This is a genomic window from Cupriavidus basilensis OR16, from assembly GCF_000243095.1.
GTDB lineage: Bacteria > Pseudomonadota > Gammaproteobacteria > Burkholderiales > Burkholderiaceae > Cupriavidus > Cupriavidus basilensis_D.
This window is the reverse complement of record NZ_AHJE01000142.1, coordinates 1-26,412: the sequence shown is the minus strand read 5'-3', so window position 1 is coordinate 26,412 and position 26,412 is coordinate 1. Positions and strand designations below refer to the sequence as shown.

Genomic DNA, 26,412 nt, shown 5'->3' with positions numbered 1-26,412 from the left:
GCGCCTGCGGCTGCGCGGCCGCGAGGACGAGCAAGCCATCGTGCGGCGCCTGCAACGCGCCGGCGAGCCGTTCGCCGTGCCGGCGGGGTGCCGCCTCACGGTGATCGACAACAGCGGCGCGCTGGAGCATGCGGCGGATGCGTTAATGCGGCTCACGCACGAGCGCACACGCTGCCGCCAGCCGTAGGTCCGCTTCCTGCTGATCCGGGCCAGCTTGTTCTGCGCCGCGCTACCGCGCAGCCATGGCCTAGCCAAACACAGGCAGATCGGCTACGCACCGGCAGATGGATGAGCATAGATGCCGCTACCGAGGGAATCATCACGGAACCAGCGTCGCAAGCAGGAACGTGGTCGCCTAAACTGGTAAGGGCACGAGGCCATTAAAACCCAGTGCCTGACGACGAACCTGCCGCGCTGTCCAACCCCGCCACGTCAGCCTCCCGCAAGGATTGTACGAGTCAACCACGTACAGCCGCGACAGCAGCTAGAGCAGCTAGAAGCATCAAAACCCCGCGCTCAGCCGTGCAAGACCTTCACCGGCACCCCAATACTAAAACTGGTCCCATGCTCCGAAAACCCAAGCCGCCGGTAAAACTGATGCGCCTGCAGCCGGCGCGCGCTGGACGATAGCGCCAGCTTGGAGGCGCCCGCCTCTTCGGCCAGTCGCATGGCGGCGTGCATCATGGCCGTGCCCACGCCGGTGCCGCGCGCGGCGTGGGTTACCACCACACTTTCCACGATGGCCTCGCTGCGGCCGTCGTGTGCCAGCACCGGAAACACCAGCAGGCAGAACGTGCCGAGCGCCTCGCCGGCAGCGCTGCGCATCAGGTAGCAGCGATAGTGCGGCATTGCCTTGAGCTGGGTGAACAGCTCGCGCATGCGCTGCAACGGCAGCGGCGTCTCGCCGTCCATTTCGGAGAGCAAGGCGGCCACCTGCAGCAGTTCGGCATCGGAGCCGCTCACCTCGTGCAGGGTCGGGCCGCCGCTGGTGCGGCGCGCATCTGGCAGATCCATGTGGATATCGGTCTCGGGTGGGATTGGGTAGATGGGATGCGACGCGGATCAGGGTGCGCGCCGCAGGCAGCGCGCCACCATCGGCAGGTAGTACTCCAGCGGCGGCGTGGCAAGGCCGACCACCTTCGCCAGGTCGTCGTAGCGGCGCAGGCGCACGGCGGCCGGCCCGTGGGGATGGGTGGCGAAAGCCTCCGCCTGGGCCACATCGTAGGGGCCGCCCTGCAGTGCCAGGCTATGCTGCGAAGCGGGCGACAAGGTGGCCTGGTAGCCCGGCTCGGTAGCGCACAGGTAGCGCTTGGCGGCCACATGCATGCGCACCGGCTCGGTCACCTCCGGGCCAAACCCCACCGCCAGCAGGTCGGCGCCGACTTCCTGATGGCGCATATCGGTGGTGCTGTCTTCGGACATCACCAGGTGGCCGAGGTCGTGCAGCAGGCTGGCGACAATCAGCGGCTCGGGGTCGCCAGCCTGCTCGGCCAGTTGCGCGCACTGCAGCGCGTGCTCGGTCTGAGTGATGGCCTCGCCGCCGTAGAAGGCGGTGCCGTGGCCGGAGAAAAGGATTTCGATGCGCCTGAGGATCGTCATGATGATTTGGGTGTGCTGGCTGGTGTCGTGAAGCGGGTTGATGCCGCGGTCATACCAGCGCCTTGCGGATCCGGGCAGACAACAAATCGATGACGGTGACAAAGCCGACGATGATGATGATCACCGCGCAGGTCTCGGCGTACTGGAAGCTGCGGATGATCTCCCACAGTACAGTGCCGATGCCGCCCGCACCGACGATGCCAAGCACCGTGGCCGAGCGCACATTGGACTCGAAGCGGTACAGCGCATAGGAGATCCACAGCGGCAGCACCTGCGGGATCACGCCGTAGACCACCTCTTCCAGCGCACTGGCGCCGGTGGCGCGCACGCCTTCCACGGGGCGCGGGTCGATGGCCTCCACGGCCTCCGAGAACAATTTGGCGAGCACGCCGGTGGTGTGCACCCACAGCGCCAGCACGCCAGCGAAGGGGCCCAACCCCACCGCCACGATAAACAGCATTGCGAACACCATCTCATTGATGGCGCGGCAGGCATCCATCACGCGGCGCATCGGCTGGTAGACCCAGGCCGGCACGATATTGGCGGAACATGCCAGGCCGAGCGGCACGGCGAAGACGATCGACAGGAAGGTGCCCCAGATCGCGATCTGCACGGTCACCAGCATCTCGTCCAGGTAGATGCGCCAGTCGCGGAAGCTGGGCGGAAAAAAGTCGGCGGCGAATTTCGCCATGTTGCCGGAGTCCTTCCACAGGTCGAGCGGACGCATGTCGGCGCCCTGCCACGACATGACCAGCAAGGCGAGCACCACTGCCCAGACGAACATGACAGGCAAGCTGGCACGCGATGGGCGGACGGCACGCGGCGGTGTGGCTGGGATCATGGTGGGGTTGGCGGGTGGATGCATGAATACGTGGGCTAGGGCAAAGGTGAGGCGGCGGTGTGCGGCCCGCCCCTGGTTCTGGGGCGGGCCCGATGTGGCGCGTTATTGTGCGTTACTGCGCGTTACTGCGCGCTGGCGGCAATCTTGTCGAGCTCAGCCAGCTTGCTGCTCAGGTCGGCAAGGCGCTTTTCCTTGTCCGGCGCAGCCATCGTGGTGTCGGACTCGATCTTGGTCTTCTCGCGCGCCAGCTCGATCTGGCGGATCGGCACCAGCTGCTTGTCGTTGGAAGCGCGGAAGCCCTGGTAGGTCAGCTTGGCGAGGTTCTCTTTCTCGCGCGCGGCGTCGGCGCCCTTGCCGTAGTTCACGAAGAAGGTCTGCACCTTGGCCTTGACATCGGCCGGCAGGTCCTTGCGGTAGACCAGCGGATCCGCCGGAATCAGCGGCGACTTCCACAGCACGCGCACCTGGTCATAGGCGTTCTTGCCCGTGTTGATGCGGTAACGCTCCATGTTCTCGGTGTTGTTGACCGCCACGTCTACCTGCTTGTTCAGCACCGACAGCAGATTGGTTTCGTGGTTGCTGACGCGCACCGTCTTGAAGAAGGTCTTCGGCTCGATCTTGTGGGCGCCCCACAGATAGTGGCCCGGCACGGCGGTGCCCGAGGTGGAGTTCGGATCGCCCGCGCCGTAGCTCAGCGTCTTGCCCTGCTTGAGCACATCCTCCAGCGTCTTGAGGTTGCTGTCCTTGTTGACGATCAGGAGCGACCAGTAGCCGGGATTGCCGTCCTTGTCGATCACCGAGGCGAACACCTCGCCGCTGGCGCGGTCCACCGCTTCGATGGCGGACTTGTTGCCAAACCAGGCAATCTGCACCTTGTTGAAACGCATGGCTTCGATGATGCCAGCGTAGTCGGACGCGAAGAACGGCTTGACCTGCACGCCCAGCTGCTTGCTCAGGTCATCGATCACCGGCTGCCAGGCTGACTTCAGGTTGGACGAGGTTTCCGTCGAGATAAAGCCCATGTTGAGGACCTTGCCTTCCTGGGCAAAGGCGGGCAGCGAAAGCGCGCCAGCGGCGCTCGTGACGATCAGGGCAAAAAGGGTTCTGCGCAGCATTGGGGAACTCCGAGGAAAAGCCTTGTTGGGGGGGGGCTTGCGGGAAAAAAAATAGCAAAAATCCAGGAACAATCAGGCCGCCGCCAGGCCGCTTGGCAGCGCGGCGGGCATGGCAACCTCCTGCTGCGCGCCGTCGGGTAGCAGCTCGGCCGCTTCCGTGCCATAGAGCTCGCGCAGCATGGCCGGGGTCAGCGCCGCGGACGGGCCGTCGTAGACCACCTTGCCGTGGCGCAGCGCGACCACGCGCGGGCAATAGCGCATCGCCACATCTACCTGGTGCAGCGACACCACCACCGCCACCCGGCGCGCCCGGTTGATCTGCGCCAGCAACTCCATCACGCGCCGCGCCGATTCAGGATCCAGCGAAGCGATCGGCTCATCGGCCAGGATCACCCGCGCGTTCTGCACCAGCGTGCGGGCAATGGCCGCGCGCTGCTGCTGGCCGCCCGACAGGGTGGAAGCTCGTCGAAAGGCATAGTCGTCTATACCAACCTGGGCAAGCGCATCAAGCCCTGCGTCGATCTCTTGGACCCGGAAGAATCGGATCAGGCTGCGCCACAACGGCACGCGCGGCAGCATGCCGGTCAGCACGTTCGTGATCACCGGCAGACGGCCCACCAGGTTGAACTGCTGGAATACAAAACCAATCTCTGCCCTCGCCGCACGCACATCGCGCGCCAGCTGGCCGCCCTGCTGGATGGCCCGGCCATTTGACCAGCACCTCGCCAGCGCCGCCCGCATCGGCGGCGATAAAGCCTGCCACGTGGCGCAGCAACGTGGACTTGCCCGAGCCAGAAGCGCCCAGCAGCGCCACCATTTCACCAGGGGCAACGGCAAGGCTCACGTTATCCAGCGCCTTGCGTCCCGCCTGGAACGACTTGGACAGGCCGCGCACTTCAATCGCATGCGTCATCCCACACTCCTTGCATCAACAGTGAGCGCATTCTGGGTGGTGCGGATGACAAAACGATGAAGGTTTGAGAGCAATCTCGAATTGGGAGGCCTGCATGGCCAGCCGCCCGCACCAAGTGGCCTCGGGCAGACCTCACCGCCGGCCCGCCGGGCCGTACACGATGCTGGGCGCGAACCATGGGCTGTTCCCGAAGATTGCGCCAAGCCTGCTGGGCACCCGGCTTGCCGTGCAAGTGGTGTTGCTGGCGTGCTTTTTGTGGAGCACGAGCCGGCAGGATGATGCGGTGACTACACGCAAAGGCAAAGGCAAAGGCAAAAAGGCAAAGGCAAAGGCAAAGGCGAACCATAGGTCAAGCAAGACAATGTGGCCGCTATCGCCTCGGACCGGCCCGGCGACAGGCCTCGCTCCTGTCCCGTCGTCCAACAGCGGGCACCTGCACAGTGACGGTACGATCGCTCACCGCGTACACCCGTCGGTACCTGGCTTGCGCGCTGCCGCCACCGCAAACCAGCTACTAACCCCGCGCCCCCAGCTTCCCCTTGACCGCCCGCCACGCACTCGCTACCACCAACGACCCCAGCCCAAGCGCAAGTCCAAGCAGGACAATGGCGCTCATATGGTCGCGCACCAGCGGCACATTGCCAAAGAGATAGCCACCGACCAGCAGCGACACCACCCACACGGTGGCGCCGGCACTCGCGGCCAGCGCGAATCGCGTCGCCGACATGGCAGACACGCCGGCAACGAAGGGGGCAAAGGTGCGCACCACGGCGACGAAGGGGGACAGCAGCAGCGTCAGGCTGCCGTGGCGCTGGTAGAAATCGTGTGTCCTGCGCAGTGCGTCGCGGTTGATCCAGCGGTAGCCGCCGGTGAGCACGCGCCCCCCGATGGCTTTGCCGATAGCGTAGTTCAGGAGGCTGCCGGCCACCGCGGCGATCAGCAGCACTGGCAACAGGACCCATAGCTCGAGCGCTCCGGAGGCGCAGAACGCGCCGCAGATGAACAGTAATGGGTCGCCGGGCAGGAAGAACAGCGGCAACAGCCCGATCTCGCAGAATACGATGGCGAACAGGATGCCGTAGACCAGGGTGCCGTATTGCGCAATGGCAGGGCCTAGATGCTGGTCGAAATGCAGCAGCAACGGCAAGACTTGCGATGCTTCCATGCGTGCCCCTGATCTTCAAGTGATGACTACAGTGTAGGCGCGCCCGGGCCGCCGGGGGCCTCGAGTGGGTACGGTGCCCCGGCCCCCATGCCGATGACAAGCGGGAAATATGCCGGGAAGAGCCTTTCCCCCCGCCGCGCTCCTGCATAATATTGAGCACCATCCGCACGATCAACTGCACCAACAACCTGTGAAAAGCGCCATGTCAAATTCCCAAGCCACCGCCCGCATCGGCGCCGCCGATGCCAACTACCTGGTGCACCTGCAGGCCGGCAGCCACGCGCTGGTCGGTGACGAGTCCGCCGGCCTGGGCGGCACGGACCAGGGCCCGCCACCCTTTGCCTTCGTGCTGTCCGGGCTGGTGTCCTGCACCGCCATCACGCTGAAAATGTATATGCAGAGGAAACAGTGGCCCGTGGCCGACGTGGAAGTCACGGCGGTCTTCCAGGGCAAGGACGAAGCACGCTTCATCCAGCGCGAAGTCCGGGTTAGCGGCGTGGAGCTGGGCGAGGCCGAGCGCGAGCGGCTCGCGCAGGTCTGCGAGCGCACGCCGGTGACGCTGTTCCTCAAGGGCGCATCGCGGATCGAGACGACCTTCCTCTGAGGGGCCCCACGCAAAACCGCGAGGGACAGCCCGCAGGCCGCCCCTTCCGGTTCGCGACGGTGGCCTAGCTGGCGGCGGTCTCCGCCAGGTGGGTCCGCACCACCACCTCCGAATGCAAGGTCCGGTGGACCGGGCACTTGTCGGCGATCTCCAGCAGTGCCGCGCGTTGCGCGTCGTCCAGCGGGCCACGCATGGTGATCTCCCGCTCGATCCAGTCGATCTTGCCTTCGGTGGTGGCGCATGCGGCGCAATCGCTCGCGTGGATCTTCTCGTGGCGCAGCGTCACGGCCACATGCTCCAGCGGCCAGCCCTTGCGCTCGGCATACATGCGCATCGTCATGGCGGTGCAGGCGCCCAGCCCCGCCAGCAGCAGGTCATAAGGCGCCGGCCCGCCGTTAAGCCCGCCAAACGAAACCGGCTCGTCGGCCATCAAATGGTGCGGCCCGGCGGTGATGCGCTGCTGGTACTTGCCGGCGTGGCTTTCCTCGACCCGCACCAACCCTTCTTCGGCCACCGCGGCCGGCACATCCAGGGCATCGATGTCGAGATAGCGCTGGCTCCATGCCGCAATGGTGTTGGCCACGTACACGGCATCGGCCCTGCGCGTGAGCAGGTGATCGGCGCCGTCGAGCGAGACGAAGCTCTTGGGATGCTTGGCGGCAATGAAGATCTGCGTGGCATTGTCGATGCCGACGGTGTCGTCCTGCGGCGCATGCATGACCAGCAGCGCCTTGCGCAGCTTGGCGACGCTATCGAGCAGCTTCTGCTCGGCCACGTCTTCGATAAACTGCCGCTTGATCGTGAACGGCCGGCCCGCGAGCTGGACCTGCGCCTCGCCTTCGGCCTCGATGCGCGCGGCCTGATCGCCGAACAGGCCGACCACATGGCTCGGATCGCTCGGCGCGGCGATGGTGACGACCGCCTTGGCTTGCGGAATGCCATGCGCGGCGCTGAGCACTGCCGCCCCGCCCAGGCTGTGGCCGATCAGCAAGGACGGCGCCCGGTGATGCTGCCGCAGATAGTCCGCCGCTGCCAGCAGGTCGGCCACGTTGGACGAGAAATTGGTATTGGCGAAATCGCCGCCGCTGCCGCCGAGACCGGTGAAATCGAAGCGCAGCACGGCGATGCCGTGTGCCGTCAGCGCCTGCGCGATGCGCGTCGCCGCCAGCACGTCCTTGCCGCAAGTGAAGCAATGGGCGAACAAGGCAAAGGTGCGAACCGGGCCAACTGGCAAATCCAGTCGTGCGCTGAGTTGCTGACCATCACTTCCCGGGAACTGCAGGCGCTGGGCTTCCATGGATATCCTCATGCATGATGCGAACTGTACGAGGTTCCCACTCTAGCCAAGTTTGCCGCCGTGTGCCACTGGCGCCGCATGGCTGTCCGCGTACAAGGCACGGTGGCGCGGGCAGGCTTGCCAGCGCCCCGCTTTCCGTTGTACGCAAAAGCGCACCCGTAATGGGCTTGCGCTACGTGCGGATCAGGCCGCCTTTGCCGCCGTCACCTTTTCCGGGCGCTGCGAGAAGGTACGCTCGAACACCGATTCGGCGATGCGGTTCTTGAGTATTTCGATGGAGCCCCCGGCGATCATCCAGCCGCGGCAGCGGCGCAGGCAATACTCCACCAGCGCCTCCTGGCTATATCCCATGCCGCCCATCACCTGCAAGGATTCATTGGCTACGTCGAAGCCCGCCTGGTTGCAGAACGCCTTCGCAATAGCGGTCTCCTCCGCCGAGGGGAAGCCGCTGTCGGCGTTGGCAGCCGCCCTGTACAGCAGCAATTGACCGGCATCCAGCTTTACCTTCATCTCGGCGAACTTCCATTGCAGGCCCTGGAATTCGCACAGCAGCCGGCCGAACTGCTTGCGCTGCATGGCCCAGTCGCGCGCCACCTGGTAGGCGTAGCGCCCCAGCGCCAGCGAGCGTGCCGTGTTGCCCATGCGCTCGACATTGAAGCCCGCGATCTGCTTCTTGAAGCCGCCCTCGCCCAGCAGCACGTCGGACGCCGGGATGCGGACGTCCTCGAAGTAGATCTGCGCCCATTCCTCGCCCGACATGAACTTGGAGCGCTGCCCGATGCGCACGCCCGGCAGCTTGGTATCGATCAGGACCGAGCCGATGCCGCCCACACCCGGGCCAAAGCGCACGTAGGCGAGGATCAGGTCGGCATGCGGCCCGTGGGTGGTGAAGACCTTGGTACCGTTGATCAGGAAATCGTCGCCGTCGGGCGTGGCGGTGGTGCGCAGCTCGGTCACGGCGGAGCCGGCCTCAGGCTCGGTCATGCCGACCGAGATCAGCGCCTCGCCGGCCAGCAGGCGGCGCAGCCATTTTTCCTTCTGCGCCGGCGAGCCGTACTCCGCCAGCACGCGGATGGCGCCGAAGTTGCCGGCCTGGATCACATCAGCGCTGCGCGGACAGACCGCGGCAACTGCCTGGATCGCGATGATGGCGTCCATCAGGCTGCCGCCCTGCCCGCCGTCAGCCTCTGCGAGGGTGATGCCCAGCAGGCCCTGCTCGCCCATCTTGCGGGCCACATCCCACGGGTAGTCGTCGGTATGGGCACGGGCTACGGCGCCGGCGCGCAACTCGTGCTCGGCGAAGCGCGTCACGGCGCGTTCGAACTCGGCCTGCTCCGGGGTCAGCTTGAAATCCATGATCATTGTCTCCAGTGCTATGTTCAGTTCAATGTTGTTCGGATCAGTTCAAATCTGTTCAGCCTGTTCAGCCAGCCGGATCACGCAGTCCACGCCAACCACGCCATCGGCGCGCACGAACAGCGGATTGATCTCCGCCTCCAGCACGTTCACGCCGCGAAAGGCCGCCAGCCGGGAAAAACGCACGATGGCATCGGCGAGCGCGCCGACGTCGCCGCGCGGCAGCCCGCGGAAACCGCGAATCAGCGCGGTGCTGCGGACTTCGTCGACCATCTCCATGGCATCGTCGCGCGTCACGGGTGCCGGGCGCAAGCTGACGTCCGGCCGCAATTCAGCCGCGATACCGCCCACGCCCAGCATGACGATGGGGCCCACCAACGGGTCGTCCCGATAGCCGAGCATCAGCTCCAGCAGCTTGTCCTCCATGCGCTGCACCAGGATGCCGTCGAGCCGAGCTTGCGGCGCGGCGCGGTCAACATCCGCCAGGATCGCCGCCACGGCACGCTGCAGTTCCTCCGTGTCGCGCACGCCGACGCGCACACCGCCCACATCCGTCTTGTGCAAGATGTCGCGCGAGCAGATCTTGGCCACCACCGGATAGGGAATCTTGTGCTTGCACTCGCCCACCGGCATCAGGGCCAGCGCCGCGACCGGCACGCCCAGCGCGGCGAATGCGCTGGCCGCCTCGTATTCCGAAAGGTTGCCCGCCAGCGGCAAGCCAGCCGGCCAGCCGAGCGGCGCGATGGCTTCATCAGCCTCGGGGCGCGCCCGTGCGGCCTTGAACAGTTGCGCCAGCGCGTCCGCGCAGGCTTCCGGCGTGCGGAACGCCGCAATACCCTCAGCCTGCAGCACCCGCAGGGACTCCCCGGCCTCCGGCGCGAGGAACGCGATCAGCGGCTTGTAGCCGGCCCCCGCGGCTTCCATGGGCCGCACCGCAAGCTGCGGGTGGAACTGCGCGGACGAGCCCGCCACGCAGAGCACGGCATCGCACCAGTCGCTCAGCAGCAGTTGCTCGACCAGGTCCTTGTACTGCACGCTGGTGGCGGCCAGCGTCAACCCATCGGCCATAGCGCAGGGCCAGCGGCGCTGCCTCGAACAGCGTCTCCAGCATCTCCACGCGCATCACGCCGTATTTGCGCAGGAACGCATCCACGGCCGCGTCGTTGCCGGCCAGCGCACCGGTGTGCGACTGGGCCAGCGCCTCGCCTTGCGCCGAACGGCCGAGCTTGTAGGCAATGACCGGCTTGCCGGCCTGCCGCGCGCGGCGCAGCGCCGGCCCCAGCACGGCGGCGTCGCGGATGGTCTCAAGGAATAGCAGGATGACCTTGGTGGCGTCGTCGTCCACCAGCAGGTCAACCAGTTCGCCCACGCCGATGTCGCTCTCGTTGCCGACCGAGACCAGCTTGGCGAAACCCAGCCCACGCGCGGCGCCACGCGACAGCAGCGCGCCCAGCATCGAGCCGCTCTGCGAGACCACGCTGATACTGCCCGCGCGCAATTCGTCCATCTCCAGCACTGCATTGACGGACAACACCGCGCCAGAGGCCACATTGACCACGCCGATGCTGTTCGGCCCGATCAGGCGCACGCCCAGCGTCCTGGCCTTGCGCACCAGTGCCTGCTGCGCGGCCATGCCGGCCTCGCCCACTTCCGCGAAGCCGTCCGAGAAGACGGTCACAACCTGCACGCCCTTGGCCGCGCATTGCTCCAGCGCGGCTTCCACGTGCTTGGCCGGCACCATGACAAAGGCATGCTCCACTGGGCCCGGTACGGCCGCCAGGCTGGGATAGGCCTTCTCGCCCAGCACTTCGGCGCGGGTGGCGTTGATCGGGTAGATGGTGCCCTGGTAGCCGTGCTTGCGCATGAAGCGCATGGGCCGGGCGGTGTTCTTGGTGATATCGCTGGACGCGCCCACCAGTGCCACGGTGTCCGGCGAGAACAGCGCCTTGGCCAGGCTATTGGTCTTTTCCGGGGCGCTTTGTGGTTCCATTTCAGCCATGGTTGTCTCCGCAGTGATCGTATTCATGGTTCACGCCACGCCGAGGCTGGCGAGCCGCAGGCCGCGTACGCTACCCGTATCCAGTTGCCACAAGGCGGCCAGCAAGCGCCCGGCAGTGCCGCTGCCGATCACCGGCGCGGCCAGCTCGATGAACTTGTCGCTCAGGGTAGCGTCATCCAGCGGGGATTCGGGATCGCCCTTGCGGTAAGGGGCAAATAGCGAGTGGCGCACGCCGCTCTTGAGCAGGATCTCCACGCGTGCTGCGCGCTGGCGCGGGAATGCCGCCGTCAGCTCCGGGTCCGCATGGAGGGTGACGCGCTTCATCAGTTGCCGGATCTGCGGGTCGCGCAGGCGTTCATCGGAGAAGGCATCGAGCCGCACGGCGCCACGCAGGATGCCGTGCGAGATCACGTAGGGCAGGCTGAAGCGCGCCTCGAAAGCGGTAACGGGATTGGCGTTGCCGGTCACGTCGATGGTGGTCTGGTAAGCCCACACGGTGACCGCCTCGATCCCGGCGGCATCGATGCCGTGCTCGCGCACCAGTTCGATCGCCGCGTCGATGGCCGCAAAGGTATGGCCGCAGCAGCCGTGGTTTTTTTGCGTGATGCTTAGGACGTTGTATGTGGTGCCCAGCCCCTGCCCCACGTCCGACCAGTCCGGGCTGCCGCACATCGCCGCGCCGAAGCCGGCGGCTCCCTCCAGGATATCGTGCACGCCATTGACGCCCACGGCAGCGCCCTGCGCCGCCTGCACACCCACCATGGCGGCGTGCCCGGCGTGCAGCGCCTTGGTCATCGCGTCCGAGCGGAAGGCCTGCTGCAAGCCCGAGGCAAAGGTGGCGGAAGTGGCCAGCGCATCCGCTGCCACGCGCGCATCGCCCGGCGCCAGCAGCAAGGCGCTGGCCACCGCGCTACCGAAGCATCCCACCGTGCCGGTGGTATGGAAGTAGCGATAGTGCGCTGGCTGGATCGCCGCGCCGATGCGGGTGGAGACCTCATAGCCTGCCACGACTGCGCGCAGGAAAGCCTCGCCGGACGCGCCCCGGTCTTCGGCCACCGCCAGCGCGGCGGAGATGGTCGGGCAGCCGGGATGGTAGACCGCGTCCCGGAAGATATCGTCGAACTCGGCGGCATGCGACGCGCTGCCGTTGATCCAGGCAGCCGTGGCCGGGAACGCCGTCGTGCCATGACCGATCACGGTGGACCCGCCCACGCCCAGCTCGGTGCGATGCGCCACCACGAGGTTGGTCCCGGGCGACATGCGCGTGCCGGGAAACAGCGCGGAAAACCAGTCGATCACGGCGCGCTTGCCATAGTGGAGGACCTCGGGCGACAGCGGGCGCCGTCCTTGCGCGCCGACGTATTCGGCCAGCTCATCGATCACCATGCAGTGCTCCTTGTCGTTATTTGTCTCGCTGGCGGCTTGATGAAGACTGCCTGGCCGCCTTGACCCCCATGTTAGGGACCGCCCGCCGGCGAGCTTTGAAATTTGGTGAAGGCTCCCGAGCACGCGGGCGAAGTGCCATGTGCCGGGGCCACGCGCGCATGGCTGCCGGTGCATTTGGCAAAAGACCTGCCGCGCCCGGGAAAATCCGGTTTGACGTAGGCGGGGAGCATGCTTAGCATGGCAGGCCACCCCTGGCGCCTTTGCATGCCACGCCATCCGCACACACCCGCACAGCCCACCTAGCCGCCGACACCCGCATGGATATCGCCTCCCTGGAAGTCCTGATCGCCGCCGTCGAGGAAAAGAGCCTTTCCCGCGCGGCCGAACGCGAGAATCTCGTCACCTCGGCGGCCAGCAAACGCATCTCCGAGCTGGAGCGCCAGGTCGGCACCGCCCTGCTGGTGCGCCACGGCCGCGGCGTGGAGCCCACGCCCGCCGGCGCCATGCTTTACCAGCGCGCCAGGGCCATCATCCGCAGCATCACGCTGGCGCAAGAGGCGCTGGCCACGTATTCGACCGATGGCATCGCCAAGATCCGGCTGGCTGCCAATCCGTCCACCATCCTGCAGTTCCTGCCCACCGATATCAGCGGCTTCCTGCAAAGCGCGCCGGACAGCCGCATCGACCTGATCGAAGCATTCAGCTACGACATCCCGCGCATGGTCTCCAACGGCGACGCAGACATCGGCATCTATCACGCCGAGGGGCCCAGCCCGGGCGTGTTCTCCCTGCCCTACCGCTCGGACCGCGTGGGGCTGGTGGTGCCGCGCGGCCACCCGCTGGAAGCCAAGGGCTCGCTGCAACTGGAGGAGGCGCTGGACTACGACTTCCTGGGTTATTTCCCGCGCCATACATTCGATGCCTTCCTGCAGTTGGTGAGCAGCACCATCTCGCGGCCGCTGACCGTGAAGACGCAGGTGTCGAACTTCGAAGCGCGTTGCCGGATGGTGCGCGAAGGGCTCGGCATTGCCGTGGTGCCGGAGGGCATTGCCAAGAACTACCTGTCGATGATGGGGCTGAGCCTGCTGACGCTGACCGATGCATGGGCCGCGCGCAACTTCTATGTCTGCGTGCGCGACCGGCAGTCGCTGCCAGCGGGGACGGCCAAGCTGCTGGACTACCTGGGCCAATGCGCGACCATGGAGCGCCATTACCAGCGCTCGCGCTAGGCCGCGCAGCCGCGCGCAGACGCGCCGCGCCATCTTCATGAAAGAAAGCAGCGTTTCTATTTGATCAACGCTGGGCAGGGCCCGCTTCGTACCATGTCTCCAGTGGCCCGCGCCAAAGTAGCGCGGGCCAAAACCACCTCTATCCGTGGAGAGAGACATGACCCTGCCACAGCGGCTAGCCGCCGCCGCGCTGCTTTGCCTCGCCGTTGCCGGCACCAGCACCGGTGCCAATGCCGAACCGTTTCCCAGCAAGCCCATCCGTATCGTGGTCTCGTTTTCCGCGGGCGGCACCACTGACATCCTGGCCCGCGAAGTGGCAAACCAGCTTGGCCAGAGCCTCAAGCAGACCGTGATCGTAGAGAACCGGCCCGGCGCGGGCGGCAATATCGGCACCGAGTTTGTCGCCAAGAGCGCGGCGGACGGTTATACGCTGCTGGCCACATCGGTGGGCCCGGTCGCCATCAATCCCACGCTGTATCCCAACCTCAAGGTCAACCCGCAGACTGCGCTGGCGCCGGTCGCGCCGATTGCCGACGTGCCCAACGTGCTGGTGGTGCATCCGAGCGTGCCGGCCAGCGATGTGGCCCAGCTGGTGGCCTATGCCAAGGCGAACCCCGGCAAGCTGAACTTTGCCTCCACCGGTGTCGGCACCGCCGCGCATTTGTCTGGTGCGCTGCTCAACGAGCGCACCGGCGCCAACGCCGTGCATGTGCCCTATAAGGGCGCCGACGCCCTGAACGACCTGCTGGCCGGGCGCGTGCAGTTCATGTTCGCCACCATCCCTTCGGTGATGAGTCATATCCGCGCGGGACAGTTGCGTCCGCTAGCCGTTACCAGCGCCAAGCGCGCCGAAGCGCTGCCCGATACGCCGACCATGGCCGAGGCCGGCGTGAAGAACCTGGTGACGGGCGCCTGGTTTGGTCTGTTTGCCCCCAAGGGTACACCGCCGGACGTGGTCGCCAGGCTGAACAAGGCCGTGACCGACGCCGTGAACAGCCCCGATATCCGCAAGAAATTCGTCATGCAGGGCGCGGAGCCGATGCAATACACGCCGGAATCGTTCGGCAAGTTCGTGGTGGCCGAGTACCAGGCCTGGCGGCCAATCGTCAAGGCTAGCGGCGCGCGGATCGACTGATCGACAGCGCTGGCCGCCAGCGCTACCGTCATACTGACTAGCTGGACGCGCACAGTGTTTCAATCAAGGGGCACGAGCCCGTGCCGCCATTGGCGTGGCATTGCCCGATCAACCTGTGCAAATCGGTTCGCAGCGCCTGCAACTCCCGCAGGCGCTCGTCCACCGCCTGGAGCTTGTGCTCGGCCAGCGCACGCGCGGCCCCGCACGTACTACCGTCATTGAGCTGCAACAAGGCGCGGATTTCCTCCAGCGTAAACCCAAGCGCCTGCGCTCTGCGGATGAAGCTCAGCCGCTGCAGGCTTTCACGTGAATATTGCCGGACGCCGCCGTGCGCCCGCTCTGGCACCGGCAAGAGGCCACGCCTGTGGTAGTAACGCACCGTTTCCACGCCCACATTCGCCGCCTTGGCCACCTGCCCGATCGTCAGTGTCGATTCCATCGCTTGACTCCGTACCTGAGTACGCACCTAGACTACGTGCAAGCTGGCCTTAAGGGAAGGGGATGCGCACCGTCCTGCTACAGGCGATCATCACCTGTCCACATTGCGGACACCGGAGCGCCGAGAACATGCCCACCGACGCGTGCCTGTGGTTCTACACGTGCGGCGACTGCAACGCCGTGCTGAAACCCAAGGCCGGGGACTGCTGCGTATTCTGCTCCTATGGCGATACCCGTTGCCCGCCGCGCCAGCAAGAACCGGGCGAGCGCAAGCGATGCTTCGCTCGTGCTCCCTGATCTGCCACCTTCCCCGCTCCCATCATGCTATGTCCAAGTTGCAGGAAATCCGACTTGTCAGTGGCAACGCTCGAGATCGATGCGCCCGAACTGGGTTCGTCTTTCCTCCTGACCGTGCTCAAGTGCCCCCTGTGCAGCGAAGGGATCATTGCTGAGAAGGAACTCCAGCGGATATTCCGCAAAGGCCGGAAGCCGGCAATGGCCGGCAAACCGGCCCCGCCCTTGCGGCTTCGGGAATCTGGCGCCGGCCGCTGATCCTGCCATGGGGCAACCGCCTCACATGCGCGCCTTCTCCCTGCCCTTGAGCGCACTGCGCAGGTAGTCCGCCAGCGCCAGCACGTTGCCCGGGGTGGCGGGCTCGCGCTTCCATACCAGCCCCACGTCCATCGACGGCACCTTGTCGGCAATCCCGCGCCGCACGATGCGCTGCCCCTCCAGCGACCACGGCCGGTAAACCAGGTCTGACAGGATGGCGATGCCACGCCCGGCCGCCACCAGGCTGCGGACCGCCTCGATCGAGCAACTCTGGTAGCGGATCTGGGGCGCCAGTCCATATTGCCCCCAGTATTTGCCGACCGTGGCGATATGCTCATCCATGTCGAGCAGGATGTAGTCGTGCCGCGCCACGTCCGCCAGCCCGATACGGTCCGCCATCATCAGCGGATGCTCGGGATGGCCCCATAGCTGCCTTGGCGAGCGCAGCAGCGTTTCGCAGGTGACATGGTCGAGCCCGGGCAGGTTCGAAACCAGCAGCAGGGCAATATCGATCTCGCCACGCAGGATGCCCCGCTCGATGTCATGCCGTTCCCGCTCCAGCACCTCAAGCCGGAGCCTTGGAAATTTTCTCTCGATGGATTCCAGCAACCCGGGCAACACATAGGCCGTGATGGTTTCGGTCACGCCCATGCGCACCGTGCCCGCGATGTCTACCGGTGCCACGCTGACAGCTTCCACCGCATCCAGCACGGAGTCCTCGATCTGCTGCGCATGCCGCAGGAAACGCGTACCGGCCTCCGTAAGGCGCACGCCACTGGCGTGCCGGGTGAACAACTGCACGCCGACCGCGTCCTCCAGGCTCTTCAGGGAGGCCGTCATGGATGACTGTGATACGTGGCAACGAAGCGCCGCACGCGATACCTGCCCGGTCTCGGCGATGGCCACGAAATGCTGCAGCTGCTTCAAAGTGGGTAGCATCGATTTTTCCGATATTGCTATGTCAATATTATGAATTAGAAATACTTCCCCATGCTAGCTAGCATCTGGTCAGGAGACAAGATGCGGTGACAACCATGATTCAGGAAGACAAGCACGGCTACTGCACGTTGTGCCGCTCCCGGTGCGGCACGGTGAACCTGGTAGCGAACGATGCTCTGGTCGCAGTGCGCCCGGACACCTCGCATCCCACGGGCAAGGCGATGTGCATGAAGGGAAAATCCGCGCCAGAACTGGTCCATAGCGCCGACCGCGTCCTGTATCCGATGCGGCGGACCACGCCCAAGACCGATGCGGATCCCGGCTGGCAGCGCATTAGCTGGGAGGCGGCCCTGGCCGAGGTTGCGCAACGCATGCTCCAGGCCAGGCGCGAGGGCGGCGCCGAATCGGTCGCCTTTGCGGTCACCACGCCGAGCGGCACGCCGCTGTCCGACAGCATCGACTGGATCGAGCGGCTTATCCGGCTCTTTGGCAGCCCCAACACCTGCTACGCTACGGAAATCTGCAACTGGCACAAGGATTACGCGCACGCCTTCACCTTCGGCTGCGGCATGCCGACCGCGGATTACCGCAACGCTGAACTCATCGTGTTGTGGGGCCATAACCCGACCAACACCTGGCTGTCGCAGGCCGAAGCGATTGGCGCCGGCAGGGCCGCCGGCGCTAAGCTGCTGGTGGTAGACCCCAGGGAGACAGCGCTGGCTGGCCAGGCGGAGCAATGGCTACGCGTGCGGCCGGGCACGGACGCCGCGCTCGCCATGGCGATTGCCAACCTGCTGATCGAAGCCAATGCGTTCGACCTGGACTTCGTGCGGCAATGGACCAATGGCCCCTTGCTGGTGCGAAGCGACAACGGGCGCTTCCTGCGGGGCCGCGACCTGGGGCTGGCCGATGGCGATGCTTACCTGGTCTGGGACGCCCATGCCGGACAAGCGCGGCCGTCATCGGCGCTGGCCGGGCGGGATTTCGAGCATGTCGCGCTAAGAGGCACGTTCGAAGTGGGCCACACCACGGCCACGCTCGCCTGCCGGCCCGCCTTCGACCTGTATGCCGGCGAATGCGCCCGCTACCCCGCGGACGTGGCCGCGCAGCTCACCTGGGTGGCGCAGGCCGATATCCGCCACGCAGCAAGCCTGTTCGGCTCGGCCAGGCGCGTGGCCTATCACGCCTGGTCCGGCGTTGGCCAGCATGACAACGCAACCCAGACGGACCGGGCAATCGCCTGCCTCTACGCCTTGACCGGCAGCTTCGACAAGGCGGCGGCAACCGGGTCTTTCAAAAACCCCCGTACAACCCGGTCAGCAGCTTCGACCTGCTGCCGCCCGCGCAAAAGAGCAAGGCGCTGGGCTATGACGCGAGGCCGCTCGGGCCGCCCGCGCAGGGATGGGTCACCGCGCGCGACCTTTACCGGGCGATCCTGCACGCGCAGCCCTACGCCGTGCGCACCCTGATGGCATTCGGCACTAATCCCCCTGCTCTCGCAAGCCGATGTGGAAGACGGCGAGCGCGCCCTGCGCAGCCTGGACTTCTATGTCCATTGCGATTTGTTCGAAACGCCCAGTTCCCGCTATGCCGATATCCTGCTGCCGGTCAACACGCCGTGGGAGCGCGAGGGACTGCGCATCGGCTTCGAGATCTCCGCCGAAGCCGAGCAACTGGTGCAGTTGCGCCAGCGCATGGTGTCGCCGCGCGGGGAATCGCGCTCGGACAACGACATCGTGTTCGATCTCGCCGTCAGGCTGGGCATGGCGCAGGCGTTCTTCGGCGGCAGCCTGGAGGCGGGATGGAATCACATGCTCGCCCCTTCGGGGTTGACGGTGGACAGGTTGCGCGAGCAGCCGGGGGGCGTCCGCGTGCCCGTTGCCGACGTGGAGCGCAAGTATGCGGGCCGGCCGCGCGAGCGCGCCTTCAATACGCAAACGGGGCTGGTGGAGTTGTACTCCGAACTGCTCCTGCGCCACGGCTATCCGCCACTGCCACGCGCCGGGCAGTGCCCTGAAGAAGCAGACGACATTGCCCGCGGCGCCTATCCTTTCGTCCTGACGTCGGCCAAGAGCGGCTACTACTGCCACAGCCAGCATCGCGGCCTGCCCTCGCTGCGGCGCCGCGCGCTGCAACCTGAAGCGGAAATCCCGGCCGCGCTGGCAGCCGCGCGCGGGATTGCCAGCGGCGACGCGATCCGGGTCACCACGGCCATCGGCAGCGCGAGGTTTACCGCCAAGGTCCGGGACGGCCTGCATCCCCGCGTGGTGGTCGGCGAGTTTGGCTGGTGGCAGCGCTGCGATGCGCTTGCGCAGACCGCGCTGGGCGTCACTGGCGAGAACCACAGCAACTACAACGGCTTGATCGCCGCGGACAGCATCGATCCGGTCAGCGGCTCCGTGCCGCTGCGCGCCTACCGCTGCAACGTCGAGCGCGATCCTGCTTTCGATGTGACGCGCCGCCGGTGGGACGGCTATCGCGCCTTTCGCGTCGCGAGCCTGGTGAAGGAAGCACGCGAGGTCACGTCGGTATGCCTGGAGCCCCTGGATGGCGGCGGCTTGCCGGACTTCCTGCCGGGCCAGCATGTGACCATCAAGCTCACCGTGCCGCCCGCTGGCGAAGAGATCGTGCGCTCGTATTCGCCGGCACACCCTGCCGACGCTGGAAGTCGTCAACTTCTACGACCGTCCCGCGCAAGGCGACGTGCCCGGCGTCGACTACGACGTGGCCGGACGCGTCAGCGCCGAGCATGTCCCGGCCGGGCTGCTCGGCCAGCGCCCGCTCGTCTACATGTGCGGCCCCGCGCCGATGATGACCGCCTTCGCCAATGCGCTCGCTGACCGTGGCGTGCCGCGCGCCGACATCTTCCGCGAAGTGTTCCGCTCGCCCGAGCGCGCAGCGGCCGGGCCCGACCAGCAGTTCAATGTGGTTTTCGCCAAAACCGGAACCACCAGCACCTGGCGTTCGGCGGACGGCCCCCTGCTGGGCTTCGCTGAAAAGCTCGGCCTGGCACTGCCCAGCGGCTGCCGGGTCGGCCAGTGCGAGAGCTGCGCGGTTTCCGTCGTATCGGGCCGCATCCGGCACCTGCATGGCGAGGAACCCGAGGATGCCGGCATGTGCCTGGCGTGCCAGGCCGTGCCAGCCAGCGACATCGTGCTGAACGCGTGATCGCGCCCGCCGCCGCCCTTCTTCCAACCCCACCCAAGCCAATATGTTGATACTCGACGCCGACACCACCCGCGCGCTGCTGCCGTTCGCCAAACTCGTGCCCGCCCTGCACGACGCATTTATCCGCGGTTGTGAGGTCCCGCAGCGCCACAGCCATGTCATCGACACGCATGGCGCGGCACCGGGGACGATGCTGCTGATGCCCTCCTGGCAGGCAGGCGCCTATCTCGGCGTGAAGACCGTGACCATCTACCCCGGCAATACATTGTCCGGGCTGCCGGGCCTTTACTCGACCTACCTGCTGCACGATGCGTGCACCGGCAAGCCGCTGGCGATGATCGATGGCAACGAGATCACATCCAGGCGCACCGCCGCTGCGTCGGCGCTGGCAGCCTCTTACCTGAGCCGCGATGATGCTTCGTCGATGCTGGTGCTCGGCGCGGGTCGCGTCGCCAGCCTGCTGCCCCATGCCTATCGCGCCGTCAGGCCGATCCGGCGCGTAGCCGTCTGGGATATCCACGCAAGCCATGGCGAAGCGCTGGCGACAAGACTGCAGGCGGACGGTTTCGACGCGCGCTTTGTCCCGACGATCGCTGCCGCCTGCGAAGACGCGGACATCGTGACCTCGGCCACGCTCTCCACCTCGCCGCTCGTGCATCGCGCGTGGCTCAGGCCCGGCACCCACCTGGACCTGATCGGCGGCTTCACGCCGGCCATGCGCGAGGCCGACGACGGCTGCTTCGAGGCAACCTCCGTCTTCGTCGATACCAGCGAAGCCGTGCTCAAGGCCGGCGACCTGCTCCACCCGATCGAAGCTGGCGTGCTCAAGGCCGCCGACATCCGGGCCACGCTCGCGGACCTGTGCCAGCAGCGCCATCCCGGCCGCACCGATGAAACGGAAACCACCGTCTTCAAGGCTGTCGGCACCGCGCTGGAAGACCTCGCGGCCGCCGTCATGGCTTATGAAGGATTCGAAGGCTCGCCGCGCACCACGCTGCGCGCAAAAAGCCAAGGTAATGTAAGGAGACAAGCATGAAAAGCACCCCCCTATCCCTGGACACAACGGACCACGCGGACCACCCGGGCCGCGGCGGACTGGAGCGCCTGGCCGTCAAGGTCACAGACTGGTCCGAGCGCTGGTTCCCCGATTCGTATATCTTCGCCGCCATCGCGGTGATCGTCGTGGCGCTTGGCGCGATGGCCGTGGGCGCGTCCACGCAAGGCGTGGCCCGCGCATTTGGCGACGGCTTCTGGAGCCTGATCCCGTTCACCATGCAGATGGCGGTGGTGGCGATCTCGGGCTATGTCGTGGCGGCCTCGCCTCCGGCTTCCCTGCTGATCGAGCGGCTAGCCGCCCTGCCGCGCACGGCGCGCGGCGCCATCGCCTTTGTCGCGCTGGTCAGCCTGCTGACCTCCCTGCTCAACTGGGCCATCAGCCTGATCTTCGGCGGGCTGCTGGTGCGGGCCATTGCACGGCGCACCGGGCTGCGCGTGGACTATCGCGCGGCCAGCGCCGCCGCCTACCTGGGGATGGGTGCCACCTGGGCACTGGGCTTGAGTTCGTCCGCGGCGCAGTTGCAGGCCAATCCCGCCAGCCTGCCCAAGTCGCTGCTGGATATCACCGGCGTTATTCCGTTTTCGCAGACCATCTTCCTGTGGCAATCGATGGCGATGACGGCCGTGCTGATCGTCGCCTCCTTGCTGGTAGCTTATTTTTCAGCGCCGGCGGGCGAGCGCGCGCGCACCGCGCAGGACATGGGCGTGGATATCGACGATGCCGGCGATGGCATTGGCCGCCCTACGCGTCCTGGCGAATGGCTGGAATACAGCCCCTTGCTGACCCTGCTGATCGTGGCCCTCGGCGCCGGTTGGCTGGTACATGAGTTCACCACCAAGGACCCGATCCTCGCGATCTCCAACCTCAACACCTACAACTTCCTGTTCCTGATGCTCGGAATGCTGCTGAACTGGCGTCCCAAGCGCTTCCTGCGCGCCGTGGCCAAGTCCGTGCCTTGCTGGCGTGCTGATCCAGTTTCCGCTGTACGGCGGCATCGCGTTCATCCTCACCAAGGCGGCCAGCATGGATGGCACGACGCTGTCGCACCACCTGGCATCGGCTTTCGTCTCGGTTGCCACCAGGGAATCGTTCTCTGCGGTGATGGGCGTATATTCCGCGGTGCTGGGCTTCTTCGTGCCGTCGGGCGGCGGTAAATGGGTCATCGAAGCGCCCTACGTGATGCAGGCGGCCAATGAGCTGCAAGTCCACCTGGGCTGGGCTGTGCAGGTGTACAACGCCGCGGAGGCGCTGCCCAACCTGATCAACCCGTTCTGGATGCTGCCGCTGCTGGGTGTGCTGGGGATCCGGGCCAAGGACGTGGTCGGGTTTACTTTCACCCAGTTGCTGGTCCACGCGCCGCTTGTGCTGTTCATGCTGTGGGCCTTTGCTTCGACGCTGCCATACCATCCGCCTGTCATGCCTTGATGCCTTGATGCCCTGACGCTTTGCCCCGCGCCGACGCGGATGCCAGCCACGTGCTCCGCCGCTGCGCGGGAGCGGGAACGGCGGAGCACGTGGCAGCTTACTGCCTGCCCGCCTTGCCGTTGAGTGGCTTGGCAGGCGTGGCGGCCGCGCCGGCGGCGGTGTCGAAACTGGCCTGAGCCACCTGCAGCGCCTGCTTTGCGGTCGCATGCCAGTTCTCATACAGGACCAGGGATGCCCGGATGGCCGATGGCCAGGCGGCCGTCGCCGCACCGGCCCCCACCGGCGCTGCACCGGCCAGGTTCTCCATCAGGCTCAGCACCACGCGCTTGCTGACCTCATGGTGCGCCTCGGCAGCCTTGTCGAAATCGGCTCGCGTCGTCGATGCGATCACCTGGAACTGGCGGCGGTAGGCGAGCGCCTGGTCCGACAGCGGCATGAACCAGTCGTGCTGCCAGGGCATGGCCTCGCCAGGTTTCCCCCCGCGGACCAACGCCTTGTGTACACCCTCGCCGGACTCTGCCAGCGCCGCCTTCATGGTCTGGAGATTCAGGTCCACCAGCCTTTCAAAACCCTCAAGGGCTGTGCTTGTCAGGCCCGCCAGCGTGTCAAGACTCTCTTTCTGCGCGTCCAGGATCTGTTCGGGGGTAAGGTAGTTCATCTCGGAGCTCCTCCTTGGTGCGACCCGCGCCACGCGCCATCTCCTGGCGGCACGCCGGCGGCGGACTCTGGTGAATCCATTGCTTCGGCATGGGGAGCGTTGCGCAAGGGCGCGCGGCCTCCCGACACCCTTTGCAGGAATACGCGCAAAGGGAATGGATACACTAGACCAAACCGCGCCACCATTGATCCGGAAATTTCTGAATCTACATCCGTAATTTTAAGTATCTTTAAAACCCGGTCGAATGCCATTTCCAGCCGTTCTAAAACGCTGATTCACTCGGATAGGAATACTCTGTATCGTCGGTCAAGCGTGGCCCCGGATATTGCGCGGCTGGTTCAGCGCCGCGCCCTTCGGTGCGCGCGCGCTGCGCCAGACCGTGGTGCTTGCCAACAGCGGCGAGGGCTCCCTCACCCGGGCCAGCCGGCGCCTGCCCGGGAGGGCCTGGCCATGGCGGAATCCCTGCTGCGTGGAGGGGTCTGGCGCCGGTAGCGCCGGGCAAACCAGGATGGATCCCATTCCCGGTTTAAGATGCAGGTTTTCAGGCCGGCGCGACCGGCCAACTTTCTCCCTCCACTCTGCCAGCTGACACATGAAGAAGATTGCACTGCTACTTGCCGCCCTGGGCATGGCATCCATCGCCCACGCTGCCGCCCCGGCCGCGGAAACCCTGCCGTCCGGCATGTCGATCCAGACCATAGTCAAGGGCACCGGCGCCACGCCGAAGGCCTCCGACGTGGTCAAGGTGCACTACCGCGGCACGCTCACCGACGGCACCGAGTTTGATAGTTCCTACAAGCGCGGCCAGCCGATCTCGTTCCCGCTGAACCGCGTCATCCCTTGCTGGACGGAAGGTGTGCAGAAGATGCAGGTCGGTGGCAAGGCCAAGCTGGTGTGCCCGGGCCCGACTGCCTATGGCGCGCGCGGCGTGCCCGGCACGATCCCGCCGAACGCCACGCTGAACTTCGAAGTCGAGTTGCTCGGCATCGGCAACTGACGCGAAGCGGCCTCACCGCTTTTTGCAAGACCCCGGCCTCCTGGCCGGGCACGACCGGCACGGGCGGAACGTAGGAGTCCGCGCCGCCCCGCGAGGCGGCCAGCCTTACTCGTCGGAGCCGCCAGGCGCCATGGCGCGGCGCTTGCGCGTCACCACCAGGGGTGCCTGGGCGTTGCCTTCCGAAGACACACGCGGCGGACGGGGGCCCGAGCCCGGCGTCCGCGGGCCTGCGCCGGGCGGACGCGCGCCACCGCCACCGCCCGGCGGACGCGTGCCGGTATCCAGCTGAATGGTCGAAATGGCGCGCTTATAGATGGTCTGCATGCCGCCGGGCGTGCTCAGCATCACAACAAACGCGTCGAAGGACTCGATGGAGCCGACGAGCCGGATGCCGCTGACCAAGTACACCTGCACACGCTTGCGCTCTTTGCGCGTGGTGTTCAGGAAGGAATTTTGCGGGTTGGTGTCGTCAAGCTGCATGGGATATTGAGAATAAGGCAGACGAAGCGCTGCGAGAGAAAGATGGCTACTGCGGCGCAGCTTCGTCGGCGGTGCACCGATGCACAATATCGGTGCTCACACGCTAACGCAAGATGAATCGCGCACGCCGGGATGGCGGCGCATCATGATTGCTTACAGTGGCTAGACTTCCCATTCTAGCGCAAGCCGGATGCAGTTCCCCGCGCAAGGAACATGCCAATGGTTCCGGCGCCCCGCTGAAAGCCACATCGGGGCCACTTCAAGGCCACTTCAAGACCACTTCAAGGCCACTTCAAGGCCACTTCAAGACCACCTTCAAGGCCACTTCAAGACCACATCAAGGCCACATCACGCGCAAATGCCGACGCCAGGCGCCCTTCCTTCCGCGCCGCGCGCTTTGCCATTAACATGTCCGCCCACGATCCAGCAGGCCCCCTCATGAAGCTCAACCAGCTGCGCGCCCTGGCCGCCGTCGCCGAAACCGGCAGCATCCAGGAAGCCTCGCGCATCCTTCACCTGACCCAGCCCGCGCTGAGCAAGGCCATCAAGGAGCTGGAGAGCAGCGTCGGCGCCACCTTGTTCGTGCGCTCGAGCAAAGGCGTGCAGCTCACGCCCTACGGGCAGCGGCTGGTCTCGCACGCGCGGCTGATCAGCGAGAATGTGCGGCGCGCGCGCGAAGACATGGAAGACATGAAAGGCACGGTGCAAAGCGAAATCACCGTGGGCGTGACGCCGGTCACTGCGCTGATGCGGCCGATGGCGGCTTGCCTGAGCACGTTCCGCCGCGAGTTTCCCAACGCCCGGCTGCGGGTGCTGGAGCTGGCAGGTGGACACCCTGATCCTGCTGTCCAGCGAGTCGCTTGGCAGCAAGTACATTACCGAGAGAATGGACTTCATCGAGGTCGCCGAGCCGGTGCCCGACCGCATCGTCTCCCTGGTCACGCGCGACCGGCATGTGCTGACGTGGGCGGCAGCGCGCCTGCACGACGCCGTGCTGCAAGCGCTTGCGGGCCAATATCCGCCACCGGGCAACCCCGCCGCCCCGTGAGCGCCCCGCATGCGCCGGCAACGCGCATGCGAGCCAGGCAATACCCCAGCACTGCGCTGGCGTGGCATGACGGCACCCCATCCCTGAGTAAAACCCATAACAATCAATTAGTTACGGGCAACACTCACATCGAAGGGCAATGAAGGCAAACGCATTGCCTGACGCCGCGCGCCTAATCGGCGGCCGGGCCTTGATTCCCAATGCTCATACCCATGAAAAAAAGCGAAGTGCTTATCCCGCGCGCGGCCCCTACCATGCCCCCACATCGAGAGTAACGGGGCCACGCCGCACCCGCTGCCCATCTACCCCACCCGAGGAGGACAGCATGACCATCGCCCACACCGCGCCAGGCCATCCGGCCGGCGCCGTGCCCACCACTACCGCCCGCCCGCACTCGCGCCGCGCCATCGTCGCGGCCGCCATCGGCAACGGGCTGGAAATGTACGACTTCACGGTTTACAGCTTCTTTGCCGCCACCATCGGCAAGTTGTTCTTTCCGTCCAGCAGCCCGTTGGCATCGCTACTGCTGTCTTTCGCCACCTTTGGTGCCGGCTTCGTGATGCGCCCCCTGGGCGCTGTGCTGATCGGCAACCTGGCCGACCAGCGTGGCCGCAAGGCGGCGCTCACGCTCACCATCGTGCTGATGACGGCGGGCACCGCGCTGATCGCCTTCACGCCCACCCATGCCAGCATAGGCGTGGCCGCCACCGTGCTGGTGGTGATCGGCCGGCTGCTGCAAGGCTTGTCGGCTGGCGGGGAAATCGGCGCCGCATCGGCACTGCTGCTGGAGAGCGCCAGCAAGCGCAACCGTTGTTTCCTGGTCAGCTGGCAAGCCGCCACGCAAGGCGGTGCCGCGCTGCTGGGGGCGCTGACGGGTGCCGCGGTGTCGGCCCTGCTCAGCCCCGACGCCATGCTTGAGTGGGGCTGGCGCCTGCCGTTCATGCTGGGCCTGCTGATTGCGCCGGTTGGCATGTACATCCGCCGGCACCTGCACGAAACCCACGAAGGCGG

General features: G+C 66.1%; 26 protein-coding genes and 4 pseudogenes. 15 read left to right on the top strand and 15 right to left on the bottom strand.

Annotated features, from left to right (window positions below):
* Positions 1 to 187 (top strand): annotated as a pseudogene (locus OR16_RS35655) (hypothetical protein); the annotation flags it as partial.
* Positions 188 to 516: 329 nt separating this feature from the next.
* On the opposite strand, the gene OR16_RS35650 reads toward OR16_RS35655, so the two are convergent.
* From OR16_RS35650 to OR16_RS35625, 6 genes and pseudogenes are all read right to left on the bottom strand, one after another.
* A complete protein-coding gene (locus tag OR16_RS35650; protein ID WP_006163850.1) occupies positions 517 to 1,014 on the bottom strand; it encodes a GNAT family N-acetyltransferase in 498 nt (165 codons plus the stop codon).
* Positions 1,015 to 1,062: 48 nt separating this feature from the next.
* Positions 1,063 to 1,599, bottom strand: coding sequence for a phosphonate degradation HD-domain oxygenase (locus tag OR16_RS35645; RefSeq protein WP_006163849.1), 537 nt, complete (start codon positions 1,597 to 1,599; stop codon positions 1,063 to 1,065).
* Between the two features lie 49 nt (positions 1,600 to 1,648).
* A complete protein-coding gene (gene phnE / locus OR16_RS35640; RefSeq protein ID WP_006163848.1) occupies positions 1,649 to 2,440 on the bottom strand; it encodes a phosphonate ABC transporter, permease protein PhnE in 792 nt (263 codons plus the stop codon).
* Positions 2,441 to 2,562: 122 nt separating this feature from the next.
* Entirely contained in the window at positions 2,563 to 3,555 is a 993-nt protein-coding gene (gene phnD / locus OR16_RS35635; RefSeq protein ID WP_006163847.1) for a phosphonate ABC transporter substrate-binding protein, read from the bottom strand.
* Positions 3,556 to 3,627: 72 nt separating this feature from the next.
* Positions 3,628 to 4,468: pseudogene (phnC, locus tag OR16_RS35630) on the bottom strand (phosphonate ABC transporter ATP-binding protein).
* Between the two features lie 514 nt (positions 4,469 to 4,982).
* A complete protein-coding gene (locus OR16_RS35625) occupies positions 4,983 to 5,633 on the bottom strand; it encodes a VTT domain-containing protein (protein WP_006163845.1) in 651 nt (216 codons plus the stop codon).
* Between the two features lie 202 nt (positions 5,634 to 5,835).
* On the opposite strand from OR16_RS35625, the gene OR16_RS35620 reads away from it, so the two are divergent.
* A complete protein-coding gene (locus OR16_RS35620) occupies positions 5,836 to 6,237 on the top strand; it encodes an OsmC family protein (RefSeq protein WP_006163844.1) in 402 nt (133 codons plus the stop codon).
* Between the two features lie 64 nt (positions 6,238 to 6,301).
* Here OR16_RS35620 and OR16_RS35615 read toward each other — a convergent pair whose 3' ends face one another.
* From OR16_RS35615 to OR16_RS35600, 5 genes are all read right to left on the bottom strand, one after another.
* On the bottom strand, positions 6,302 to 7,534 hold the full coding sequence (locus OR16_RS35615) for an alpha/beta fold hydrolase (protein WP_006163843.1): 1,233 nt from the start codon (positions 7,532 to 7,534) through the stop codon (positions 6,302 to 6,304).
* A gap of 183 nt (positions 7,535 to 7,717) precedes the next feature.
* Complete coding sequence (locus OR16_RS35610; protein WP_043422449.1) at positions 7,718 to 8,890, bottom strand: acyl-CoA dehydrogenase family protein; 1,173 nt, start codon at positions 8,888 to 8,890, stop codon at positions 7,718 to 7,720.
* A gap of 48 nt (positions 8,891 to 8,938) precedes the next feature.
* On the bottom strand, positions 8,939 to 9,814 hold the full coding sequence (locus OR16_RS46800; protein ID WP_237717346.1) for an acetate--CoA ligase family protein: 876 nt from the start codon (positions 9,812 to 9,814) through the stop codon (positions 8,939 to 8,941).
* On the bottom strand, positions 9,729 to 10,889 hold the full coding sequence (locus OR16_RS46795; RefSeq protein ID WP_237717344.1) for a CoA-binding protein: 1,161 nt from the start codon (positions 10,887 to 10,889) through the stop codon (positions 9,729 to 9,731). The genes OR16_RS46800 and OR16_RS46795 overlap by 86 nt, the downstream gene beginning before the upstream one ends.
* Before the next feature lie 30 nt (positions 10,890 to 10,919).
* Positions 10,920 to 12,275: an MmgE/PrpD family protein gene (locus OR16_RS35600; protein WP_006163841.1), complete on the bottom strand. Its 1,356-nt coding sequence runs from the start codon at positions 12,273 to 12,275 to the stop codon at positions 10,920 to 10,922.
* Between the two features lie 317 nt (positions 12,276 to 12,592).
* Between OR16_RS35600 and OR16_RS35595 the strand changes: the two genes are divergently transcribed.
* Together OR16_RS35595 and OR16_RS35590 are read left to right on the top strand one after the other, a co-directional pair.
* Positions 12,593 to 13,504 (top strand): LysR family transcriptional regulator, encoded by a 912-nt coding sequence (locus OR16_RS35595; RefSeq protein WP_006163840.1) that lies wholly within the window; start codon positions 12,593 to 12,595, stop codon positions 13,502 to 13,504.
* 157 nt (positions 13,505 to 13,661) lie between these two features.
* Positions 13,662 to 14,639, top strand: coding sequence for a Bug family tripartite tricarboxylate transporter substrate binding protein (locus OR16_RS35590; RefSeq protein ID WP_006163839.1), 978 nt, complete (start codon positions 13,662 to 13,664; stop codon positions 14,637 to 14,639).
* Between the two features lie 37 nt (positions 14,640 to 14,676).
* Here OR16_RS35590 and OR16_RS35585 read toward each other — a convergent pair whose 3' ends face one another.
* Positions 14,677 to 15,078 carry a MerR family transcriptional regulator gene (locus OR16_RS35585; RefSeq protein ID WP_006163838.1) on the bottom strand — a complete coding sequence of 134 codons (402 nt, stop codon included), beginning with the start codon at positions 15,076 to 15,078 and terminating at the stop codon, positions 14,677 to 14,679.
* 62 nt (positions 15,079 to 15,140) lie between these two features.
* On the opposite strand from OR16_RS35585, the gene OR16_RS42205 reads away from it, so the two are divergent.
* Positions 15,141 to 15,374: a GDCCVxC domain-containing (seleno)protein gene (locus OR16_RS42205; protein ID WP_006163837.1), complete on the top strand. Its 234-nt coding sequence runs from the start codon at positions 15,141 to 15,143 to the stop codon at positions 15,372 to 15,374.
* Between the two features lie 54 nt (positions 15,375 to 15,428).
* Positions 15,429 to 15,629 (top strand): hypothetical protein, encoded by a 201-nt coding sequence (locus tag OR16_RS35580; protein WP_006163836.1) that lies wholly within the window; start codon positions 15,429 to 15,431, stop codon positions 15,627 to 15,629.
* A 21-nt stretch (positions 15,630 to 15,650) separates the two neighbouring features.
* Here the strand turns inward: OR16_RS35580 and OR16_RS35575 are convergent, their stop codons facing one another.
* On the bottom strand, positions 15,651 to 16,568 hold the full coding sequence (locus OR16_RS35575) for a LysR family transcriptional regulator (RefSeq protein ID WP_006163833.1): 918 nt from the start codon (positions 16,566 to 16,568) through the stop codon (positions 15,651 to 15,653).
* Positions 16,569 to 16,663: 95 nt separating this feature from the next.
* On the opposite strand from OR16_RS35575, the gene OR16_RS46790 reads away from it, so the two are divergent.
* The 5 genes and pseudogenes from OR16_RS46790 to OR16_RS35560 all read left to right on the top strand — a co-directional run bounded on the left by OR16_RS46790 (position 16,664) and on the right by OR16_RS35560 (position 22,218).
* Positions 16,664 to 18,037, top strand: a complete 1,374-nt coding sequence (locus OR16_RS46790; protein ID WP_237717348.1) for a molybdopterin-dependent oxidoreductase — start codon at positions 16,664 to 16,666, stop codon at positions 18,035 to 18,037.
* A 39-nt stretch (positions 18,038 to 18,076) separates the two neighbouring features.
* Positions 18,077 to 19,408, top strand: coding sequence for a molybdopterin dinucleotide binding domain-containing protein (locus tag OR16_RS46785; RefSeq protein WP_237717343.1), 1,332 nt, complete (start codon positions 18,077 to 18,079; stop codon positions 19,406 to 19,408).
* Complete coding sequence (locus OR16_RS46780) at positions 19,377 to 19,736, top strand: 2Fe-2S iron-sulfur cluster-binding protein (RefSeq protein WP_237717341.1); 360 nt, start codon at positions 19,377 to 19,379, stop codon at positions 19,734 to 19,736. The genes OR16_RS46785 and OR16_RS46780 overlap by 32 nt, the downstream gene beginning before the upstream one ends.
* A 43-nt stretch (positions 19,737 to 19,779) precedes the next feature.
* On the top strand, positions 19,780 to 20,772 hold the full coding sequence (locus OR16_RS35565; protein ID WP_006163832.1) for an ornithine cyclodeaminase family protein: 993 nt from the start codon (positions 19,780 to 19,782) through the stop codon (positions 20,770 to 20,772).
* Positions 20,769 to 22,218: pseudogene (locus tag OR16_RS35560) on the top strand (short-chain fatty acid transporter). The gene OR16_RS35565 and the pseudogene OR16_RS35560 overlap by 4 nt, the downstream one beginning before the upstream one ends.
* 97 nt (positions 22,219 to 22,315) lie before the next feature.
* On the opposite strand, the gene phaP reads toward OR16_RS35560, so the two are convergent.
* On the bottom strand, positions 22,316 to 22,876 hold the full coding sequence (gene phaP / locus OR16_RS35555) for a TIGR01841 family phasin (RefSeq protein WP_006163831.1): 561 nt from the start codon (positions 22,874 to 22,876) through the stop codon (positions 22,316 to 22,318).
* A gap of 592 nt (positions 22,877 to 23,468) precedes the next feature.
* Here phaP and OR16_RS35550 point away from each other — a divergent pair.
* Positions 23,469 to 23,873, top strand: a complete 405-nt coding sequence (locus OR16_RS35550) for an FKBP-type peptidyl-prolyl cis-trans isomerase (RefSeq protein ID WP_006163829.1) — start codon at positions 23,469 to 23,471, stop codon at positions 23,871 to 23,873.
* 105 nt (positions 23,874 to 23,978) lie between these two features.
* Here the strand turns inward: OR16_RS35550 and hfq are convergent, their stop codons facing one another.
* Positions 23,979 to 24,353, bottom strand: coding sequence for an RNA chaperone Hfq (hfq, locus tag OR16_RS40245; protein ID WP_006163828.1), 375 nt, complete (start codon positions 24,351 to 24,353; stop codon positions 23,979 to 23,981).
* 408 nt (positions 24,354 to 24,761) lie between these two features.
* On the opposite strand from hfq, the pseudogene OR16_RS46775 reads away from it, so the two are divergent.
* The 3 genes and pseudogenes from OR16_RS46775 to OR16_RS35535 all read left to right on the top strand — a co-directional run.
* Positions 24,762 to 24,917: pseudogene (locus tag OR16_RS46775) on the top strand (LysR family transcriptional regulator); the annotation flags it as partial.
* Between the two features lie 262 nt (positions 24,918 to 25,179).
* A complete protein-coding gene (locus OR16_RS46770) occupies positions 25,180 to 25,401 on the top strand; it encodes a hypothetical protein (RefSeq protein WP_006163825.1) in 222 nt (73 codons plus the stop codon).
* A gap of 325 nt (positions 25,402 to 25,726) precedes the next feature.
* The coding region (locus OR16_RS35535) for an MFS transporter (protein WP_006163824.1) at positions 25,727 to 26,412 on the top strand (686 nt) is incomplete at its 3' end.